A 20328-nucleotide genomic window follows, 5' to 3' on the forward strand; every position below is an offset into this window, starting at 1 on the left:
ATGAGTATGAAAAAGAATAAAATCATAAGACTTACACTGTCATACTTGGTCATCGCGGTCATGGCAGTTATTGTATTCTACCCATTGCTTTGGATTATTGGATCTTCGTTTAATCCTGGGAATAGTCTCTCGGGCTCGACGATGTTTCCAGAAAATCCAACACTAGCACATTATAAGCATCTGTTTGATGCTGACAAGAGTGACTATATTATCTGGTACAAAAATTCCTTAAAAATCAGTATTATCACCATGGTGTTAACTGTTGCGAGTGTAGCTTTAACCGCATACTCATTCTCAAGATACCGTTTTGTTGGTCGTAAGAATGGACTAATCACATTCTTAATTCTGCAAATGATTCCAAACTTTGCTGCATTAATTGCAATCTTTGTTTTAGCGAACCGTACAGGATTAATTGATACTCACTTAGGCTTAATTCTTGTGTATGTCGGTGGCCAAATTCCAATGAATACGTATTTAATGAAAGGATATTTAGATACGATTCCAAAAGAGCTGGATGAATCTGCAAAAATGGACGGAGCGGGACATTTAAGGATTTTCTTCCAAATTGTTATGCCTCTTGCAAAACCAATATTAGCCGTAGTTGCTTTATTCTCATTTATTGCTCCTTTTGGAGACTTTATCTTAGCACGTATTTTATTACGTTCAGAAGATAAATTTACATTATTAGTTGGCTTATACGAACTAGTTGCGAAACAGTTCGGTAACGAATTTACAAAGTTTGCTGCAGGTTCAGTATTAATTGCTATACCAATCGCTGCATTATTCTTAGTTTTCCAAAGATATTTCGTTTCTGGTTTGACGGCTGGAGGAACAAAAGGATAATCTTGTAGGGAAGGATTTTTTACAGGAAAAGGAGGAGCGGAGATGAAAAAGAAAATGCTTTCTTTCATCTTAATCCCGTTTCTTCTTTTTTACTCCCTACCGGTAGGTGCAGTGGAAAAAGAAGAGCGAAAATGGCAGGATGAGACTTTTTATTTTATTATGATCGATCGCTTTAATAATAGCGATTTCAGCAATGATTTTAAAGTAAATATGGATGATCCCAAATCATATCATGGCGGTGACTTTCAAGGTATAATCGATCAATTGGATTATATTAAAGACATGGGGTTCACCGCTATTTGGCTTACCCCGGTTTTTGATAATGCAGAAAAGGGCTATCATGGATACTGGATTACTGACTTTTACAACACAGAAGAACATTTTGGAACCTTAGAAAAGTTTAAAGAATTAGTAAAAGAGGCACATAAAAGAGACATAAAGATTGTCCTTGACTTTGTTGTCAATCATGTTTCACCGGAGCACGAGTGGCTGACAGACAGTGAAAAAGAGGATTGGTTTCATGAAAATAAAGAAATTTTAAATTGGGAAGATCAAGATGAACTCAATAATGGTTGGATTTATGGATTACCTGATTTAAATACAGAAAATCCGGATGTGTCCAATTATCTATTAGAGGCCGCTAAGTGGTGGATCGCGGAGACAGATATCGATGGCTATCGACTGGATACAGTACGACATGTACCAGTTGATTTTTGGGAAACATTTTCTAAAGAAGTGAAGAGTGTGAAAGATGATTTCTACTTACTCGGTGAGGTTTGGGACAATGACCCAAATTATATAGCTCAGTATGACAAAGTGGGTATTGATGGCTTTGTTGATTATCCCTTGAACGAACATTTACGAACGGCTTTTGCTAAGCCCGATCAATCTCTTTATTGGTTATATACGACTGCGGACCGAAACAAGACCATTTACGAAGATCCTTATTTAATGGGTACTTTTATGGATAATCATGATACTCCGCGCTTTACAAGAGATGCGGTGCAAAACAATGAGCATCCCGGACCTCGCTGGAAGCTGGCGCTTACCTACTTGTACACGACGCCTGGTATACCGATTGTTTACTATGGTAGTGAGATTGCTCTTGATGGTGGGGAAGATCCTGATAACCGGAGACAAATGGATTTCCGGACAGATAAAGAATTGGTGGATTATATTTCTCAAATTGGAGCAGCTAGACAAACACTTCCTTCCTTAACTCGTGGTACGTTCGAGTTTCTATATGAAGAGAAGGGAATGGCTGTATATAAAAGGGAGTATGACGGTGAAACCACTGTTGTAGCAATTAATAATACATCAAAAACACAAACCGTAACCATTACAGAAGGTATTGAAAAGGATAAAGAACTTCGTGGAGTTCTCAGTGATGAAATTGTCCGTGGAAAAGGCGAGGAATATACGCTCGTTCTCGACCGTGACCAAGCCCAAATTTATATCTTAGGACAGAAAACTGGGTTGAATATTCCATATATACTTATAATGGGAGCTGTGTACGTAGCGTTTATCATATTTATCTATTTGCTCTGGAAAAGATCGAAAAGGAAAAAACTCCCGAATCAATGATAAAAAATATACTACAAAAGTATCGGATAGTTAGGGTAGAATAAGGAATAAAGATAACCTGAATAAATATTAATATTATTCAGAAATGTAGTTATTAGGAAATGAGGTGGGTAAGATGGCTGTTACAATAAAAGATGTTGCTAAATTAGCAAAGGTCGCACCATCTACCGTATCACGTGTAATTGCAAATAATCCTCGAATAAGTGAAAAAACGAAGAAAAAGGTCAGAGAAGCCATGGATGAGTTAGGATACCATCCTAACTTTATTGCAAGAAGTTTAGCAAGTCAAAGCACACAGGCAATCGGTCTTGTCATGCCGAGCTCTACTGATGTCGTTTTTCAAAATCCCTTTTTTCCAACGGTACTTAGAGGACTTAGTGAAGGGGCACATGAAAAACACTACGCGTTATATATGACAACAGGAAAGACTGACAACGAAATTCTAGACGGAGTTATACAAATGGTCCAAGGTGGACGCGTTGACGGAGTGGTCCTGCTTTATTCAAAAATTGAAGATAAAGTATTAATGTATTTGCAGGAAAGAGGAATTCCCTTTGTCGTTATTGGTAAACCTTTTAAGCATGTGGAGGAGATTACTCATGTTGATAATGATAACTTCCGTGCAACAAAGGAAGTAACGGAATACCTCATACAGCTTGGGCATGATCATATCGCTTTTGTCGGTGGAAACTTAAACCTAGTTGTTACGGTTGAGCGTTTACTTGGATACGAGAAGGCACTTCGTGAATCAGGAATTCCATTAAATGATGATTATATTGTACATGAAGAATTTTTAAGAGAAGGTGGACAAGAAGCTGTAAGGGAATTGCTTTCTTTAAAGGTTCCACCCACTGCATTAGTTGTAGCGGATGATCTAATGGCCTTAGGAGTTCTGAATACATTAGATGAACTGGGAATTAAAGTACCTGAAGATATCTCGATCATCAGTTTCAATAATGTACTAGTCTCAGAGATGTCAAGACCCCCTCTTACAAGCGTGGATATTAATATTTTTGATCTTGGGTTTGAAGCTGCTCGTAGCTTGATTCAAAAAATCGAAAACCCAAAAGAACCAATCAAAAGAATTATTATTCCACATCAAATTGTTAAACGTTTCTCTTGTTCTTTCCCAAATGAAGAACGAGTGTTTTTGCCTAAAAAAGGGACTTTCAGTTGAAAAGTCCCTTTTTTTAACCTTATCCATTGACGATTGTTCCACCATTAACATGAATCATTTGTCCACTGACATAAGAAGAGTCATCCGATGCGAGAAAAACATAACTCGAAGCTAGTTCATACGGCTGTCCCGCTCTTCCCATTGGTGTCGTAGAGCCGAATTCTGCGACTTGCTCGGCTGGGAAGGTAGAGGGAATGAGAGGAGTCCAAATAGGACCCGGTGCCACTCCATTGACTCGTATTCCATCCTTAGCAAGAGACTTTGAAAGAGATCTTGTAAAGGTAACAATTGCACCTTTAGTAGCGGAATAGTCAAGTAATTGCTCGTTACCTTGATAGGCTGTTATGGAAGCTGTGTTAATGATGGAGCTCCCTTTCTTCAGATGGGGTAGAGCAGCCTTAGTTAAATAGAAATAAGAGAAGATATTTGTTCGGAACGTTCGTTCCAGCTGCTCTGATGTGATATCCAGCAAACTTTGTTGTGGATGCTGTTCAGCAGCATTATTGACGATAATATCAATTTTGCCAAATGCTTTCATCGTATCATCTACAATTTGGTTACAAATCTCCTCATCACCAATATCTCCTGAGGCAAGGATACACCGTCTGCCTTCTGCTTCAACTTGCTTTTTTGTGTCCTCAGCGTCCTTTGTTTCGTTTAAATAGGAAACGACAACGTCAGCTCCTTCTTTAGCAAAATAGATGGCCACTGACTTCCCAATTCCACTATCACCACCTGTAATAATCGCTACTTTGTCTTTCAATTTACCGGAGCCTTTATATTGTTCACTAACATGAATCGGAATGGGGTTCATTTCATCCTCGACACCGGGTTGGTGATTTTGATGTTGAGGTGGAAAAGTTTGTTTGTTATTCTTAGACAAGCATATCCATCCTTTCAAATGATCTTCTTCATTTTAGTAGTATAGGGTAAATGAGGGGAATTATATGCAAATGGAACAATTCAGAATAGGAGAAAAATTTGACGGATTTACATGAATTATGATATAAGCAATAATATTAAAAATATTTTCTAATGAACGTAAACAATTGGAGGAAGTGACTACTATGGAACATCGAAGTAAGATTATTGACTGTACAATTCGAGATGGTGGCTTAGTGAACAATTGGGATTTTAGTGTAGAGTTTGTTCAGGACTTGTATAATGGTTTAAGTGAGGCTGGAGTCGAATATATGGAAATTGGATACAAAAATTCAGCCAGGCTACTGAACGTATCCGAGCCCAATCCTTGGAGATTTCTCGATGATCACTTCCTAAAAGAAATTATTCCAGAGAAGAAATTCACGAAGCTATCGGCTTTAGTGGATATTGGACGAGTAGACCCGAATGACATCCTTCCTCGTGAGCAAAGTATCTTGGATATGATTCGAGTAGCATGCTATGTTCGTGAAGTGGATAAAGGATTGGAACTTGTACAAATGTTCCATGATTTAGGCTATGAGACCTCTCTCAACATTATGGCGTTATCTAGTGTTCCAGAGCAACAGCTTATAAAAGCGTTTGAGTTGGTTAAAGAGAGCCCTGTAGATGTAGTATATATCGTTGACTCATTCGGAAGCTTAGATCCTGGAGATATTGAACACCAAGTAAAAAAATTCCAAGCACTAATTCCTAACAAACAACTAGGAATTCATACTCATAACAATATGCAACTGGCATTTGCCAATACGTTAACAGCGTTTCAACATGGGGTTACGTTCCTTGATTCATCTGTCTATGGAATGGGGCGTGCAGCGGGGAACTGCAACACAGAGCTTCTTGTTAGCTATATTCAAAAACCAAGCTACGAGCTTAAACCAGTTCTAGGCGTGATCGAAAAGCATATGTTAGACATGCGTAAAAAGTGGGAATGGGGCTATATCATCCCTTATATGATCTCTGGTGTACTCAATGAACATCCACGTATCGCTATGGCATACCGTGATAGTTCAGATAGAGATAAATTTGTAGAATTCTATGACAAAGTAACGACACCAGAAGCTACTATGGTCTTAGAGTCAAGTAATAAATAGATATTGAGATTTTTGAAAAAAGGCCTATACTGGCCTTTTTTTATTTTCATTCAGTTTTTTCTATGTTTTATCACCATTATCAAAACAAAAAAGTGAAAAACTATTGTCATGGATGCGCTTTCGTGATAAGTTTAAAAGGTCATATGTGACATATTTGTGAACAATAATAATTAAGTTTTTGATACGAAAACAGCGACCCTGTTGATCGGTTAAAACTCTTTATTTATTTCGTTTTATGACAGTTGGTACTTAGCAGCGCTCCTGTATAAGGCAAACCGTTGTAATGATTCAGGTGAAGGTTCCTTATATAGGGGTCTGAATTTGGATTTATTACAACGGTTTTTTTGTTTTCTATGGGAGCATCTATGCATTGATGTAGGGGGAAAACAAATGAAAGCAACAAAAAATCGTTGGCTTATTGCATTATCAGCAGTTGGAATACATATTTCCATTGGTTCGGTCTATGCATGGAGTAATTTTACCGCTCCCTTAAAGAACATGTTTGGGTGGTCGGATTCAGAGGTAGCACTTACTTTTAGTATCGCTATCCTATTTTTAGGTCTCTCAGCTGCATTTTTAGGGCACTTTGTAGAAAAGTATGGTCCAAGAAAAGCAGGATTACTAGCAGCCATTTTCTTTGGTATTGGTATTACTGGTTCTGGTTTAGCAGTGGATTTTGGTTCAAAATACATGCTTTATTTGTGTTATGGAGCACTAGGTGGAATTGGACTTGGAGTTGGTTACATCGCACCTGTTTCAACTCTAGTAAAATGGTTTCCAGACCGACGAGGGTTAGCCACTGGTCTTGCTATCATGGGATTTGGATTTGCAGCAGCCATTTCAAGCCCAATTATGAACTCGTTGATTGAAACTGTAGGTGTAGCGAATACATTTTATGTTTTAGGTGTATCATACTTTGCAATTATGACTCTTTCTTCATTATATTTAGAAAAGCCAGCTGAAGGTTGGTTACCAGAAGGTTTTCAAGCGAAAATTGAAAGTGGTAAGGCAAAGCCAACCATGGAATTGTCACAGTTAATGGCTAATGAAGCAGTAAAAACAAAACGCTTCTGGTATTTATGGCTCATGTTGTTCATTAATGTCACTTGTGGAATTGCCATCTTAGCGGTAGCGAAACCATTAGCAATGGAAAGCATCGGCATTGACATGACAGCGGCAGCAGCATTGGTTGGTGCAATTGGTATCTTTAATGGTTTAGGTCGAATTGGCTGGGCTTCCTTATCTGATTATATCGGACGTCCAAATACCTATACGGCATTTTTTGTTCTACAAATTGTCATGTTCTTCTTTTTACCACAAGTGTCTATTCAGTGGTTATTCATGGCTATGCTTATTGTCGTGTATACATGTTATGGGGGAGGATTTGCTTCTATCCCAGCATATATTGGAGATTTGTTTGGTACAAAGCAACTCGGGGCCATCCATGGTTATATTTTAACGGCATGGGCAGCTGCTGGACTAGTTGGACCTTTATTCGCGGCATGGATTAAGGATACTACTGGAAGCTATGCAGGAAGTTTAACCTTCTTCTCCGGATTATTTGTGGTAGCATTAGTCATTTCTATTTTAATAAGATTTGATATTAATAGATTAAAAGCAAAGAATGTCGGAAAGTTAGGGCGTTCTAAAGAAGCAGTATAATATCTAACAAAAATAGTGTAAGATAGGGAAAAAACGGTAAGTGAGTTGAAACGAGTGAATAAGTACGAAGCTGAGTTTAGCAATATTGTTCGAGCCTTTCGTAAAAAGCATATGGGAAAAGGTCCAAGCCAAGTTCGAACCACTTTCTCAAAAAACTGGGCCATCTGTGAACTGGAGGGAAATCTATCTCCTATTGAAAAATTCATTGCCACTGCGGAAGATGGGCGTCAAATGCTTCGTTCTGCCCGTACAGAAATGGTAAAGGAGATTTATAAAAAAAATCATCCTACAGAGATGGAAGAATTGCTTGGAACAAAATTCGTTCGTGTGTTTGTCGATATCGATATTGAATTAGATATTGGTATGTCGATCTTTGTATTTGAAGATAACCTTGAAGAGAAATTTAATACGTAATAACTGTTGCAAGCAGATTAGTAATGTTGGAACTTGGCAGCGCACCTGTTAAAGACTAACCACCTGAAGTTTTCGTCCTAATAAAAAGGAAGGATTTCTTCTGGTGGTTTTTTACATGAAAAATGTGTAAATGGAGGAATAAAATATGGGGAAAACAAAACATCCAGGCCCACAAAAGAAAGCCTTATTACCCGCACCAAAGCACTGGGTTAGTCCCATTCCATTTGGGTTAGGAAAGATTAAACCAAAACATATTCGCGATACGATGAAGGTCGCTTACGATAATAAAGACAATCTAGGTTATGCCACTCGCATCATTACAGAGGGTGTTTGTGACGGCTGTGCGCTTGGAGTATCTGGCTTGTACGACCAAACCTTATCCGGTCCACATCTGTGTACGACCCGATTAAATGTCTTGAGACTAAACACGATGCCAGCAATTAAACCAGAGATACTTCATGCCGATATTGACGAACTTAAAAAATATGATAGTACGGAACTTCGGAAACTTGGTCGTATCCCATATCCAATGATTCGTCGCAAAGGTGAGCGTAAGTTTTCTCGAATTACATGGGATGATGCGATGAATATGATTGCCGGAAAGATGAAAAAGCTAAATCCTAAGCAATATGCTTTCTACTTAACATCACGTGGAATTACCAATGAAAACTATTATGTAGCTGCTAAAGTTTCACGCTTTTTAGGAGCAAATAATATTGATAATGCTTCAAGAATTTGTCACTCTCCAAGTAAAACAGCATTAAAACGGTCGATTGGTGTCGGGGCATCCACTTCGAACTATTTAGATTGGATTGGTACAGATGTACTTCTATTTTGGGGTAGCGTGGCTTCAAATGCTTCACCAGTATCTTCTAAATACATGTTAGAAGCGAAGAAAAAGGGTACAAAAATCATTGTTATTAATCCATACCGTGAGCCAGCAATGGAAAATTATTGGATTCCTTCCAATCCAGAGTCAGCCCTTTTTGGAACCAAGCTAGCAGATGATTTCTATCAAGTTAATATCGGAGGAGATATTGCGTTTATGTATGGAATCATGAAACACTGGTTTGATATGGAAGCGAAGCAACAGGGTTCGGCCATTAATCTTCCGTTTGTACAAGAACATGTGAATGGTTACGAAGAACTAAAAGCAAAGGTACAAGAGCAAACATGGCAAAATATAATAGAATCATCAGGTGTTACAAAAGAGCGAATCATCGAGCTTGCTGAAATCCTAGCAAAAGCAAAAAATGCTGTCTTTGCCTGGGCACTTGGTCTAACCATGCATTCATTCGCCACAGACAACATCTCTCAAGTTGCTAATCTAGCTTTATTACGAGGTTTCCTTGGACGTAAGCACTCTGGTTTAATGCCGTTTCGTGGTCACTCCTCTGTACAAGGTTCTGGGGAAATGGGGGCAGATCCCTTTGTCTTACCAGGTGGGGATTTTTACGGTGAGAATATTGAGCGAATTGAAAAGCTGTGGGGCTTTAAACTTCCGCGTTGGCAAGGGGATATAGTTGGTGTCACTCTTGAAAATATTATGCTTCCAGAAGACCATGAGAGAAAGATGAAGTTATATTATTTAAGTGGTGGAAACTTCTTAGAAACCATGCCTGATCCAATATTTGTAGAGAAAGCATTATCTCAATTAGATATTCGTGTGCATCAGGATATTATTCTAAACACTTCTACTCTAGTAGATGCACAAGAAGCTGTTATCGTGCTACCGGCGAAAACTAGATATGAGCAGGAAGGTGGCGGAACGTCAACTTCCACTGAAAGAATGGTCTACTTTTCTCCTGAAATCGAAGGAAATAAGAACCGGATTGAAGAAGCTCGTGAAGAATGGAAAATCTATATTGATCTATCAAAGCGTGTAAATCCTAAAATGGCACATCTGGTGGATTTTAAGGATGCACAGGCGATCAGAGATGAGATCGCATTAGCGAATCCAAATTACGACGGTATCCAGCATTTAAAGAAAAAAGGTGATGTGTTCCAATGGGGAGGCGCTTGGCTATGTGAAGATGGAATTTGTCCAACTCCAGACGGTAAAGGGACATTAATTACAGTTGATATTCCAAATATGGGTAAAAAAGAAGGACAGTTTTTACTAACAACTCGCCGTGGAAAGCAATTCAATTCCATGGTGTTTAGCGAAAAAGATCCATTAAATGGATCTGACCGTTATGATGTCTTAATTAATGCAGCAGAAGCTCGAGACAATCGAATTGCAGATGGCGAAGGGATTGTTGTCTATAATCAGCATGGAGTGTTCCAAGGGCGTGCAAAGTATGCTGATATCACACCTGGTAATCTTGGTGTTCACTTCCCTGAAGGAAACTTCTTATTGCCAAAAGGAAAATATGAAAAATTTGCTGGTATTCCAGATTATAATATTGCTGTCAAAGTAGAGAAGGCAGAACGTTTTAATGCTCGTAAAGATACACAATATCTGGAGAAACCAATTCCAGATCTAGAAACGGAAATAAGCTAAATTTTAGGAGGGTACAGAAATGGACAATGAAATTGATGAAGTGACCATTACTAGAAGCATCATGAGATTTGACGGCCAAGGCTTCTATGAACAAGAGGATGATATTGCTGTTGAATTCCCGCTAACGGTGATGTTGGATGGTCAGGAATTTGCTACCATGGTCTGTACCCCTGCCGATATGGAAGAACTTGTTGTCGGTTTTTTAGCGTCAGAAGGTGTCATTCGAAGATATGATGAGATTAAATCGTTAACGATAGACGACTCTAAAGGCTTTGCATATGTGGAGCTAGTTATTAAGAAGGAAATGCAAAACCACCATCACTCCAAACGCTTTATTGGTTCATGTTGTGGGAAAGGTCGGCAGTTTTACTTTTACAATGATATGAAAACGGCAAAAACGGTAATGAGTAAGACAACAATTACCGGTCAAGACTGTCAGAGGCTGATGACGCTAATGCAAGAAAGTTCATCACACTTTCAGCAAACCGGTGGCGTTCACAACTCGGCTTTGTGTTCAAAAGAAGGAATCATCGTTTCACGGACGGATATTGGCCGCCACAATGCTTTAGACAAACTCTTTGGATATTGCTTAATGAATCACATTCCGTTGAAGGACAAGATTATTGTGTTTAGCGGACGAATTTCTTCAGAGGTATTGTTGAAGGCGGCAAAAATTGGTGTTGGGATTGTATTATCAAAGTCAGCTCCTACAAATCTAGCGCTTGATTTGGCAGAAGAACTGGGTATTACAGCTGTTGGTTTTATTCGTGGTCAAGGGTTTAATGTATACACACATCAAGAACGAATCTTAGGCGGATAAGATGAGGAAAGCACGATAAGCATAGGCTTATCGTGCTTTTTTTAAGTCTTAAGAAATATTAATTATGACCCACTATACGATGCGGTACATAGGGCTCTTCAAGGAATGCAATTTCTTCAGGTGAAAGCTTTACCGATAAAGCACCTACAGCATCCTCTAGATGAGATATTTTCGTTGCCCCGATAATTGGAGCTGCTACGTTCTCTTTTTGTAATAGCCATGCAAGGGCAATGTGTGTACGAGGAACACCGTGTTTTTCGGCAATAGATGCTACTCGCTCAACCACTAACCTGTCCGAATCCGAAGTCGCATCGTATTTAGACTTTTGGATCTGATCTGTCTCAGAACGAAGAGTGGTTACTGACCAGTCACGTGTTAATCTACCTGATGCAAGAGGGCTATATGGAGTGACACCAATTTTCTCCTCCTTGCAAAGTGGTAACATTTCTCGTTCTTCTTCACGGTAGATTAGGTTTAAGTGGTTTTGCATAGACACAAACTTCGTCCAGCCATTTTTTTCAGCAACATGTAATGCCTTTTGGAATTGCCAAGCGTACATGGCAGAAGCACCTATGTATCTTGCTTTTCCTGACTTTACTACGTCATGCAAGGCTTCCATTGTTTCTTCAATAGGAGTATCGTAGTCCCATCGGTGAATGATATAAAGATCTACATAATCTGTTTCCAATCTCTTGAGGCTTTTATCAAGTTCACTCATGATGGCTTTTCGAGAAAGCCCCGAACCATTCGGTCCTTTGTGCATTTGACCATGTACTTTCGTTGCTATAACTACTTCATCACGATTTGCAAAATCCTTCAGTGCCCTGCCAAGATATTCTTCACTTGTGCCAAGTGAGTATACATTGGCAGTATCAAAAAAATTAATCCCCATTTCTAGGGCTTTTTTTATTACGGGGCGAGAGTCATTTTCGTTAAGAACCCATTGGTGGAGCCATTTCGTTGCATCTCCAAAACCCATACATCCAAGACAAAATCGAGATACATCTAAGCCTGTATTACCAAGTTTCACATACTCCATTTAATTGTTCCCTCTCTTTTATTTATTTGCCACGTTTATCGTGACCACTTTAGGAATAATTATGTCACAACTTTAAGGAATCGCTTAACCCATTCCTACAAAGTTTTTGCCTAATCCTCCAACGAAACAATAAAAACCATTGGGAACATTCCAATGGTTTTTAAGCTTGTTTATCAAAAGCTAACTTTAATCCAAATCCAATTAATACAAGACCCGTTACTTTATCCATTATTCTTTTTACTTTTGGAGACATAAGCCATTCACGTAAGTAGTTAATGAAAAAGACATATACAAAAAACCAGGTGATGGATAAGACAGTGTATATAATGCCCATCATAATAAATTGTTGTGTTGCGTCGGCTCCTGTTTTCACAAATTGGGGTAAAAAGGTTAGAAAGAACATGGCTACCTTTGGATTAAGCACATTGGATAAAAGTCCTTGTTTAAACGCTGACTTTTTTATTTCATAATTATTTTGTTTTTCTATTTTAATGACGTTCTTGTTTTTCATAGTGATAAAAGAGGATAATCCAAGGTATATCAAGTAGATGGCACCTGCGTATTTAACGATTTCAAATGCAACGGCGGACTGCATTAAAATAGCTGATAGACCAAAAGCAGCAGCAAATGTATGCACCAAAGAACCAGTTGTAATACCTAAAGCCATTTTATAGCCGTCATTTCTTCCATCTGAAATAGTCCTTTTTGTTATAAGTGCTGTATCAATCCCTGGACTCATCACTACGAACAATGAAAGGACTAAAAACGTAAAGAAATCATTCATTTTCTCCACTCCTTACTAACTTGTAAAAGGCTATTTTATAAAATATAATTTTATAGTATTAAATATAGTTTAACATATATGTGGTATGTTTTTAAGTTGAATTTAATTAAGTTAAATAATATTTAAATGTTTCCTTAAGGAGCGAATAGAATGGAGAATATAGATATTGGGAAAAAGGTGGAGAAATTTAGAAAAGCTAAAGGTTTAAGTAGTAGAGAATTAGCAAAAATAGCTGAAATTACTCCTTCCATGTTAAGTCAAATAGAAAGGGGGATCGCAAATCCCTCAATCCAAACGCTAAAGGTTTTAGCTAAAGCCCTTGACGTTCCTACCTTTAGTTTTTTGCTTGAAGAAACAAATACCAAAGATTTAGTTGTTAGGTCAAATGAACGGAGGAAAATGGTAATTGACAATTTATCATATGAGTTATTGTCACCAGATTTTACAGGAGCCATTTCGACTGCGATTATGAGTGTTCCTCCCAATACCTCATCATCAGAGAGTCTATTGGAACACAAAGGAGAAGAGGTTGCTTTTGTATTAGAGGGGAAAATTAAAGTGTTTTTAAATGAAGAAGAATACATATTAGATACAGGTGATAGTGTCAAAATTCCAGCACATATGAAGCATAAATGGGAGAATCATTTTTCTACGAAGGCTACGATCTTATTTTCAGTCACTCCATCTATCTTTTAATATCCACTCAGAAAGAAAAACCCTGATTTTCCTCAAGGTCTTTATCTGTATTACTATAGATTTTCTGAAGTATGATTTAAGTTGTTTTCTTTTATATTTATAAGTACCTTTGTTAATTCGGAAAGTTCATTATTGAGATTTTTTGAGAAATTAGCTAGACCTGTGAATTGTTCTTTTAATTCGGAGATATCGTTAGAGATAGTTACTAATTTTTCATATAAAGTAGACAATTGCACATTTTCTTGTTTCTCAGAAACTTTGGATGGTTGAACAGAAGCGATTGTCTTATTTTTACTAAGTTGTTCGGTAACAGAATTCATAATAACATCATTACTAAGAAGAGTGGACGCTAGTTGCATCATAGATCCCAAATCGATTGTATTTTGATTTTTAAGAAATTGGTTGGCAATATTCTTAGGATTCTTGTCCATATTGTTAGTAGAATTCTGTTCTAGATTTCCATTTACGTTGTCACTCATTTTTTCTCCACCTTATGAATTTATTTTGCAACAAATTTAAACTCTTTCCATCCTATGCTGCTTTATAAAAAATGTAGTGTGTTAACATCTCTGTTCAAGAGATTTTAATGCATAAATAAAAACCCTGGAATTTCAAAAAAATATTCCAGGGTTCCTAGAAACCTAGGTTTAACTAACTAATTACTTGAGAAGGTAAGATTAGAAGCAGTTAACATCATTAAGTGCTTCTTGAGCTTGCGCAAGATTAGCGGCAACCTCAGTAAAACCAAATAAGTTTGCAACTGCGATAGCAACCGCAATTACAATCTGTAATACAAGTCTTCCAATTTCACAAAGAAGTCCTTGGACAATTCCTCCAATTGTGTTATCAGGAATTAATGCCATTTGTCTTCTCCTTTCTACTAAGAAATTTTATAAGAGGCCTCTTACAAAATACATCTTATGTAAAAAAGTTGGACAAGTATAAGCAGCTATCATAATAATAGAAAAAAGAGGCTGTCCAATTTACACATGTAATATCTGAAATGTTTTGAAGCGTGTTTGTATGTAATTTAGCTAACGAGATCTTCTGTGAAAGAAATGAAGGGAACTTCTCTAAAAAGTTCCCTTCATTTCTTTCCTATCCTATTCTATTGAAGATGCGATTTTGTTTAAATTTTCATGGATCGTTGGGTGATCTCCACCACAATAGAAAGCTGTTACCAATTCATAACATGCATCCTTATCTATTAAATAACAACGATGAGTTCCCATATCGTAAACAAAGTGACTTAGCTCTTCACCTTTTGACCCATCAAACACTCGATAATTTCCAAGTCCAAATAATTCGCGAGCACCATTTTGAGCCATGTCTAGAAACTCTTCTCTCGTTATTTCTTTTAGCGCCACTAGTCTCACTTTAAAACCTCCAGTATATTTTTATTCTAGAAACCAACTTAAAATTGAGAATATCCCTTTAGTACTACCTTAATATTTTTGGATGTAAGGATTAGATGTTATGGCCATGCGTGTAAATTTTATCATATTTTTATTTAGAAAGAATTTTTAAACTTCGCCTGAACTTCTTTTAAAAACATTTACATCCGAGAAATGCCTATGGAGCATATCAAGATATGTGATATAAGTATTAGCTGTATGCCATGTGTCGCGCTAGAATAAGGAACAGGAGAGGGAACAGGAAGGAGTTGGTTTTTTGGCTAAACCCAATAGTTTGTTGATTTTCATATTAACGATAGGAGTATTCGGTATCTTAAATACCGAAATGGGTATTATTGGAATATTACCACCACTTGCGGAACATTTTAATGTTAGTGTTTCAAAAGCAGGTCTGCTGGTGAGTCTCTTTGCCCTAGTGATTGCAGTATCTGGTCCAACGATGCCTTTATTGTTTTCAGGTATTAATCGGAAGAAGGTAATGTTACTTGTACTTGGAGTTTTCGTTCTCGGTAATATTGTTTCTATATTTACAACAAACTTCACCATTGCAATCATTGCACGCGTAATACCGGCCCTTTTTCATCCTATTTATTGTTCATTGGCTTTTTCAGTGGCTGCTGCCTCAGTTAGTAAAGAAGAAGCTCCTAAAGCTGTATCTAAGGTGTTTATAGGTGTATCCGCTGGTATGGTAGTTGGCGTACCAATCGCAAGTTTTATTGCCAGTACATTCTCTTTACAAATGGCAATGGTATTCTTTGCAGTTGTAAATGCTATTGCATTTCTTGCTACATTACTATTTGTACCATCAATGCCTGTATCTGAAAAACTTTCGTATGGAGCACAATTATCCGTATTAAAAAAATTCGTTACTTGGCAATCCATTGTAGCCGTCATATTTCTAAACTCAGCTATATTCGGGGTTTATAGTTATTTGGCTGAGTATTTAAAAACTGTTACGAATATGTCTTCAAACACAATTACGATTATGTTATTCGTATTCGGTGGTGCCAATATTATTGGAAATGTTTTGGCAGGGAAGTTGCTTACTAAAAATGCCTTAAGTTCAGTAGTGTTTTTTCCTTTCGTATTAGGTGCAGTTTATATCCTATTATTCCTTTTTGGACATTTATCTGTACCTATGGCGATCATTACTTTAATCTGGGGCATCTTAGCAGGAGTAGGAGGAAATATCAATCAATATTGGATTATGTCCTCAGCTCCCGAGGCTCCTGATTTTGCTAATGGCTTATTTTTAACATCGGCTAACTTAGGAACAACAATTGGAGCAGCTATAGGTGGGTTATTTATATCAGGAATGGGTACAGAATATGTTATATTAGTGGGAATTTTTTCAGTGATACTAGGTTCCTTATCTATTTTTCTAAGAAATTATATGTATAGTCCTACAAAGCAACTCTCCATATAATGGATTAAGGAGATGTTTAGTTGGGAAAAACGCATATATTGTTTCCTTTGATTAAAAGTAAATAAGGTCTAACGCACCGAATCATTTGACTCGGTGCGTTAGTTTTTATGTGAATATTTTATAAATCATCAATAAGGATATAGCTAGCTTTAACGGGACCATGGACTCCTACTACTAAATTTAATTCAATATCTGCCGAATTACTTGGGCCAGTAATAAAATTAACACATGATGCAACTAGCTTACCTTCTACATGTATGGAACGAAGCTTTTGGGCCGCTTGTGTCATTCTCGGCACGAGAGTGCTTTTAGGAACTAAAACGATGAGTGTAGCAGGAAGAAAGCTTACGGTCCGTCCTTTATCCTTGTCACTTAGTAAAACAACCGTACCTGATTCTGCAAGTGTTATTTCACTAATTGTGATTCCAACGTTTGCTTTTTCAGCAAGAGAGATGTTTTCCTCTTCTTTAGTGTAATCCCATTCATGAATAGAAACACCTTCGCTCGGCCAAGTTTCTTTCATTAGGGGAGAAAGACCCCAATTGGAAAAACGTTCATCTTTCCAAGATACAATGGGTCCACCACCATGCACGGCAACTGTTTCTTTAAGTGTCTTCTCTAGTTCTTCGAGATTTGTTTCAACAAGAGTAGTATGAATTTTTCCGCATTGTAACCTCAAAACTTCTACTAAGTCATCAATTGATGCATCCTGTAATACAAGATGTTGGGGCTGATGCTTCCAATTACGAACAGGTGCGTTTGGAATTTGTCTTTCACGACCAAGTGAGGTAGTGATTTGATTTAAAAAGACTTCTTTATTTTGAATTGATCCAGTCATGATTGTTCCCCACCTTTTTCCCTATTTTTAAACCAATCTCTAAATCTTTCTTTGTTTGGTGCAGGGAACTCACGAATTTCTGTCCATGCCTTTAAAGGACCAACACCTTTAGAGATTTTGTCACCTGAAGTAAAAGGTAGCATGGCCGTCGGTGCGAACTTAGATCCAAGGTTGTAAAGGGAAGGGGATGCAGCACCCAAACCAAATGCCTTCATGGCTAACTTTTCGGAAATTGGTGCTTTGCCTTCTTTTTCAACAATCGTTTGTCTGTGCTTATGCAACAATTCGTGTAAAGGGATTTTTACAGGACAAACCTCTGTACATGCTCCACAAAGCGTTGATGCATATGGTAATTCTTTATAATCATCGTACCCACCTAATAAAGGAGATAATACAGCACCAATTGGTCCCGAATAGATGGACCCGTATGAATGGCCACCAACATGTCGATAGACAGGACAGACATTTATGCATGCGGCACAGCGAATGCATTGAAGGATCGATTGAAACTCACCACCGAGTATACTAGAGCGGCCATTATCTACGATAACGAGATGGAAGTCTTCAGGACCATCAACATCATGTACTTCACGAGGTCCCGTTAACACAGTAATGTAGCTTGTCAGTTTCTGACCAACCGCACTTCTGGTAAGAAGACTAACCAAAACTTCCATTTCTTCAAAGGTCGGAACAAGTCTTTCCATCCCCATAACGGTAATTTGCGTTTTCGGAAGGGAAGTGACAAGATCTGCATTGCCTTCATTCGTGACTAGACTGATTGATCCTGTTTCTGCAACCGCAAAATTACAGCCAGTAATTCCTACATCCGCTGTTAAATATTCTTGACGTAGCATTTCTCTAGCGTGCCAGGCGAGTTCTTCTGGTTTTTCCGTCTTTTTATAGCCCAGCTTTTCCGAAAACACGTCCCGGATTTGCTCTTTGTTTTTATGAAGAGCGGGAACAACGATATGAGAAGGAGGATCATGGTCATCAACCTGCAAAATATACTCTCCAAGGTCGGTTTCAATAACCTCACAACCCGCATCTTCAAGACATTGGTTAAGGTGAATCTCCTCCGTAACCATCGATTTTGCTTTCACCACTTTTTTGGCGTTCTTATCTTTAATAACTCCTCTGATATATTCATTGGCTTGTTCAGCTGTTTGGGCGAAAAATACATGGCCCCCTCGTTTAGCAACATTTTCACTAAGCTGTTCTAAGTAATAGTCAAGATGGTCAAGTACATGTTTTCTAATTTCCTCACCGTGCTTACGCCATTCTTCCCAGTTTCCTAGTTCAATTGTTGCGTCTAATCTGCGGGTACCCATTCTTTCCTGTGCTCCAACTACAGCTCCTCGCATGAATGAGTCTTGAATTCCTTTATCCACTCGCTCTTTAAAGTCAGTTGTACTAATTTTCATTGACATTTCTTGATCCCTCCCCAAGGTTCCTCGTTTCCTATTACCGACTATTTAATATTTCGGCTATATGTAATACCTTAATGGGCTTTAAATTCCGTTCAATACGCCCGCCAATGTTCATTAAACAGCCAGCGTCAGCACCAATTAAATAATCTGCTCCGGTTTCTTCCACATGTGCTACTTTTTCATCGACCATTTGTTCAGAGATTTGTGCCATCTTTACAGAAAATGTTCCGCCAAATCCACAGCATTGCTCTTTTCCTGGCAACTCTGTAAACTCTAAATCTCTCACATTTGATAGAAGAACCATCGGAGCTTTTTTGACTCCTAGTAATCTCGTCATATGGCAAGAAGTATGGTACGTCACTTTTCCTTTAAATCGAGCACCAACATCTTCTATTTTCAAAACATCAACAATAAATTGAGTTAATTCATAAGATTTGGAAGCGAGTTCCTTTGCTTTCGGGCCCCAAACCGGATCATCTTTGAAAATATGCTCATACTCATGAAACATGGCAACGCAGGAGCCAGATGGTGAAACGATATATTCGGCATGTGAAAAGGTTTTAATCATTGTCTTCATTGCTTCCTTCGATTCTTTTACATAGCCGCTATTGTAGGAGGGCTGACCGCAGCAAACTTGAGCCGTTGGGAAGTCAATTTCACAGCCTAAATGCTCTAGCAATTCAACAGTTGCTTTTCCTACATTGCTTTGAAACATATCAACAAGGCATGTGGCAAAAAGGGTAACTTTCATGATTGGTTGTCTCCTGTTCTTTTGAAAATCAGGTCATCTGATGACCTGTTAAAAATAAATTAATTAATAACAATAATACTATATTTATAGTATTTCTTGAAAGGGATTACATGAAATTTTCTAAAAAATGCACTTCTTTCATTTTTTATTAGAAGTGCATGAAGATTATTTTAAGTATTTATAAAGAACACTTTCTACATTTTCAAGATGATCTAGCATAAGTGCACGTGCCTTTTCACCGTCTTGTTCTTTTATTGCTAAATAGATCTTGCGATGCTCTTCATACAGACGGTCAACAGTGATTTGTTCAGAAAAGAGCCAAAGCCGACGTGTTTCCTTAATGGTTTCACCAATAAGTCCTGATACATGATTCATTAAATTTACAAGTAAAGGATTTTGAGTTGCTTCAGCAATGGACATATGAAAGGCAAGGTCTGCTTTTTCATTAAGTTCTTCATTTCCACTAGCGAGCTGCATTTCTTTAAGAGCGCTTTCGATGGTTTGCAGATGTTCCTCAGTCCTTTTTTGAGATGCTGTGTAACATGTGCCAGCTTCTAGAATTTTTCGGACCTCGAGTAAATTTTGAGTATCCTGTAAGTTCATTAATATAGCTGTAGAGAGGGGAAGACTCACTTGTCCCGATTCAAACTCCTTTACGTATGTTCCTTCACCTTGTCGAATTTCTATTAATCCCATAGCACGTAAAGCGGTTAATGCTTCTCTAATTGTTGAGCGTCCAACCTGAAAGTTTTCGGCTAGTTGTTGGACGGAATCAAGCTTATCGCCAGGCTTAAATTGTCCTGCCTTAATCATATCGTGTATGGCATCAGCAACTTCTTCATATATTTTTTTCGGTTTTATCTTTTTGTAATTCAATGGATAAGCCTCCAAAACATGTTCTTATATTTAGTATACA

The 20328-nt window shown here is 37.8% G+C and carries 20 protein-coding genes; 10 read left to right on the forward strand and 10 right to left on the reverse strand.

The annotated features are described in order from the left end of the window. The 3 genes from M3175_RS16600 to M3175_RS16610 all read left to right on the forward strand — a co-directional run bounded on the left by M3175_RS16600 (position 1) and on the right by M3175_RS16610 (position 3604). Positions 1 to 843 carry a sugar ABC transporter permease gene (locus M3175_RS16600; RefSeq protein ID WP_119707192.1) on the forward strand — a complete coding sequence of 281 codons (843 nt, stop codon included), beginning with the start codon at positions 1 to 3 and terminating at the stop codon, positions 841 to 843. Positions 844 to 885: 42 nt separating this feature from the next. Next, positions 886 to 2427 carry an alpha-amylase family glycosyl hydrolase gene (locus M3175_RS16605; protein WP_251521256.1) on the forward strand — a complete coding sequence of 514 codons (1542 nt, stop codon included), beginning with the start codon at positions 886 to 888 and terminating at the stop codon, positions 2425 to 2427. Between the two features lie 115 nt (positions 2428 to 2542). Further along, entirely contained in the window at positions 2543 to 3604 is a 1062-nt protein-coding gene (locus M3175_RS16610; RefSeq protein WP_251521259.1) for a LacI family DNA-binding transcriptional regulator, read from the forward strand. Between the two features lie 19 nt (positions 3605 to 3623). Here the strand turns inward: M3175_RS16610 and M3175_RS16615 are convergent, their stop codons facing one another. Next, positions 3624 to 4487: an SDR family oxidoreductase gene (locus M3175_RS16615; RefSeq protein WP_251521262.1), complete on the reverse strand. Its 864-nt coding sequence runs from the start codon at positions 4485 to 4487 to the stop codon at positions 3624 to 3626. Positions 4488 to 4671: 184 nt separating this feature from the next. On the opposite strand from M3175_RS16615, the gene M3175_RS16620 reads away from it, so the two are divergent. The 5 genes from M3175_RS16620 (at position 4672) to fdhD (ending at position 11036) form a co-directional block, all read left to right on the forward strand. Continuing rightward, complete coding sequence (locus M3175_RS16620; RefSeq protein WP_251521265.1) at positions 4672 to 5637, forward strand: aldolase catalytic domain-containing protein; 966 nt, start codon at positions 4672 to 4674, stop codon at positions 5635 to 5637. Between the two features lie 390 nt (positions 5638 to 6027). After that, the gene (locus tag M3175_RS16625) at positions 6028 to 7299 is read left to right on the forward strand and encodes an L-lactate MFS transporter (RefSeq protein ID WP_251521268.1); all 1272 of its coding nucleotides are present in this window, start codon (positions 6028 to 6030) and stop codon (positions 7297 to 7299) included. A 54-nt stretch (positions 7300 to 7353) separates the two neighbouring features. Continuing rightward, positions 7354 to 7713: a Na-translocating system protein MpsC family protein gene (locus M3175_RS16630; protein WP_251521270.1), complete on the forward strand. Its 360-nt coding sequence runs from the start codon at positions 7354 to 7356 to the stop codon at positions 7711 to 7713. Between the two features lie 145 nt (positions 7714 to 7858). Further along, positions 7859 to 10216, forward strand: a complete 2358-nt coding sequence (locus M3175_RS16635) for an FdhF/YdeP family oxidoreductase (RefSeq protein ID WP_251521273.1) — start codon at positions 7859 to 7861, stop codon at positions 10214 to 10216. 19 nt (positions 10217 to 10235) lie between these two features. Continuing rightward, entirely contained in the window at positions 10236 to 11036 is an 801-nt protein-coding gene (fdhD, locus tag M3175_RS16640; RefSeq protein ID WP_251521275.1) for a formate dehydrogenase accessory sulfurtransferase FdhD, read from the forward strand. A gap of 58 nt (positions 11037 to 11094) precedes the next feature. On the opposite strand, the gene M3175_RS16645 is transcribed toward fdhD, so the two are convergent. Then, the gene (locus tag M3175_RS16645) at positions 11095 to 12075 is read right to left on the reverse strand and encodes an aldo/keto reductase (RefSeq protein WP_251521277.1); all 981 of its coding nucleotides are present in this window, start codon (positions 12073 to 12075) and stop codon (positions 11095 to 11097) included. A 160-nt stretch (positions 12076 to 12235) separates the two neighbouring features. Further along, complete coding sequence (locus M3175_RS16650) at positions 12236 to 12859, reverse strand: LysE family translocator (protein ID WP_251521279.1); 624 nt, start codon at positions 12857 to 12859, stop codon at positions 12236 to 12238. Positions 12860 to 13009: 150 nt separating this feature from the next. On the opposite strand from M3175_RS16650, the gene M3175_RS16655 reads away from it, so the two are divergent. Beyond that, complete coding sequence (locus M3175_RS16655; RefSeq protein ID WP_251521281.1) at positions 13010 to 13555, forward strand: helix-turn-helix domain-containing protein; 546 nt, start codon at positions 13010 to 13012, stop codon at positions 13553 to 13555. 53 nt (positions 13556 to 13608) lie between these two features. On the opposite strand, the gene M3175_RS16660 is transcribed toward M3175_RS16655, so the two are convergent. The 3 genes from M3175_RS16660 to M3175_RS16670 all read right to left on the reverse strand — a co-directional run bounded on the left by M3175_RS16660 (position 13609) and on the right by M3175_RS16670 (position 14931). Then, positions 13609 to 14034: a hypothetical protein gene (locus tag M3175_RS16660; protein WP_251521283.1), complete on the reverse strand. Its 426-nt coding sequence runs from the start codon at positions 14032 to 14034 to the stop codon at positions 13609 to 13611. Between the two features lie 198 nt (positions 14035 to 14232). Beyond that, positions 14233 to 14418, reverse strand: a complete 186-nt coding sequence (locus tag M3175_RS16665) for a hypothetical protein (RefSeq protein WP_251521285.1) — start codon at positions 14416 to 14418, stop codon at positions 14233 to 14235. A 240-nt stretch (positions 14419 to 14658) separates the two neighbouring features. After that, positions 14659 to 14931 carry a hypothetical protein gene (locus tag M3175_RS16670; protein WP_251521288.1) on the reverse strand — a complete coding sequence of 91 codons (273 nt, stop codon included), beginning with the start codon at positions 14929 to 14931 and terminating at the stop codon, positions 14659 to 14661. 295 nt (positions 14932 to 15226) lie between these two features. On the opposite strand from M3175_RS16670, the gene M3175_RS16675 reads away from it, so the two are divergent. Further along, complete coding sequence (locus tag M3175_RS16675; RefSeq protein ID WP_251521291.1) at positions 15227 to 16396, forward strand: MFS transporter; 1170 nt, start codon at positions 15227 to 15229, stop codon at positions 16394 to 16396. Positions 16397 to 16514: 118 nt separating this feature from the next. On the opposite strand, the gene M3175_RS16680 is transcribed toward M3175_RS16675, so the two are convergent. From M3175_RS16680 to M3175_RS16695, 4 genes are all read right to left on the reverse strand, one after another. Next, positions 16515 to 17234 (reverse strand): LutC/YkgG family protein, encoded by a 720-nt coding sequence (locus tag M3175_RS16680; protein ID WP_285852320.1) that lies wholly within the window; start codon positions 17232 to 17234, stop codon positions 16515 to 16517. Then, complete coding sequence (locus tag M3175_RS16685; RefSeq protein WP_251521295.1) at positions 17231 to 18661, reverse strand: LutB/LldF family L-lactate oxidation iron-sulfur protein; 1431 nt, start codon at positions 18659 to 18661, stop codon at positions 17231 to 17233. The genes M3175_RS16680 and M3175_RS16685 overlap by 4 nt, the downstream gene beginning before the upstream one ends. 34 nt (positions 18662 to 18695) lie before the next feature. Then, entirely contained in the window at positions 18696 to 19412 is a 717-nt protein-coding gene (gene lutA, locus M3175_RS16690) for a lactate utilization iron-sulfur protein LutA (RefSeq protein WP_251521299.1), read from the reverse strand. Between the two features lie 165 nt (positions 19413 to 19577). Continuing rightward, complete coding sequence (locus M3175_RS16695) at positions 19578 to 20288, reverse strand: FadR/GntR family transcriptional regulator (protein WP_285852321.1); 711 nt, start codon at positions 20286 to 20288, stop codon at positions 19578 to 19580. Positions 20289 to 20328 lie beyond the last annotated feature (40 nt).

Source organism: Robertmurraya korlensis (genome assembly GCF_023715225.1).
Classification (GTDB): domain Bacteria; phylum Bacillota; class Bacilli; order Bacillales; family Cytobacillaceae; genus Robertmurraya_A.

Excerpts from the sequence above, each read along its gene's own strand:
- M3175_RS16600 (WP_119707192.1), top strand. The coding sequence starts at position 1 with ATGAGTATGAAAAAGAATAAAATCATAAGACTTACACTGTCATACTTG.
- M3175_RS16605 (WP_251521256.1), top strand. The coding sequence starts at position 886 with ATGAAAAAGAAAATGCTTTCTTTCATCTTAATCCCGTTTCTTCTTTTT.
- M3175_RS16610 (WP_251521259.1), top strand. The coding sequence starts at position 2,543 with ATGGCTGTTACAATAAAAGATGTTGCTAAATTAGCAAAGGTCGCACCA.
- M3175_RS16620 (WP_251521265.1), top strand. The coding sequence starts at position 4,672 with ATGGAACATCGAAGTAAGATTATTGACTGTACAATTCGAGATGGTGGC.
- M3175_RS16625 (WP_251521268.1), top strand. The coding sequence starts at position 6,028 with ATGAAAGCAACAAAAAATCGTTGGCTTATTGCATTATCAGCAGTTGGA.
- M3175_RS16635 (WP_251521273.1), top strand. The coding sequence starts at position 7,859 with ATGGGGAAAACAAAACATCCAGGCCCACAAAAGAAAGCCTTATTACCC.
- fdhD (WP_251521275.1), top strand. The coding sequence starts at position 10,236 with ATGGACAATGAAATTGATGAAGTGACCATTACTAGAAGCATCATGAGA.
- M3175_RS16645 (WP_251521277.1), bottom strand. The coding sequence starts at position 12,075 with ATGGAGTATGTGAAACTTGGTAATACAGGCTTAGATGTATCTCGATTT.
- M3175_RS16650 (WP_251521279.1), bottom strand. The coding sequence starts at position 12,859 with ATGAATGATTTCTTTACGTTTTTAGTCCTTTCATTGTTCGTAGTGATG.
- M3175_RS16655 (WP_251521281.1), top strand. The coding sequence starts at position 13,010 with ATGGAGAATATAGATATTGGGAAAAAGGTGGAGAAATTTAGAAAAGCT.
- M3175_RS16660 (WP_251521283.1), bottom strand. The coding sequence starts at position 14,034 with ATGAGTGACAACGTAAATGGAAATCTAGAACAGAATTCTACTAACAAT.
- M3175_RS16665 (WP_251521285.1), bottom strand. The coding sequence starts at position 14,418 with ATGGCATTAATTCCTGATAACACAATTGGAGGAATTGTCCAAGGACTT.
- M3175_RS16680 (WP_285852320.1), bottom strand. The coding sequence starts at position 17,234 with ATGACTGGATCAATTCAAAATAAAGAAGTCTTTTTAAATCAAATCACT.
- M3175_RS16685 (WP_251521295.1), bottom strand. The coding sequence starts at position 18,661 with ATGTCAATGAAAATTAGTACAACTGACTTTAAAGAGCGAGTGGATAAA.
- lutA (WP_251521299.1), bottom strand. The coding sequence starts at position 19,412 with ATGAAAGTTACCCTTTTTGCCACATGCCTTGTTGATATGTTTCAAAGC.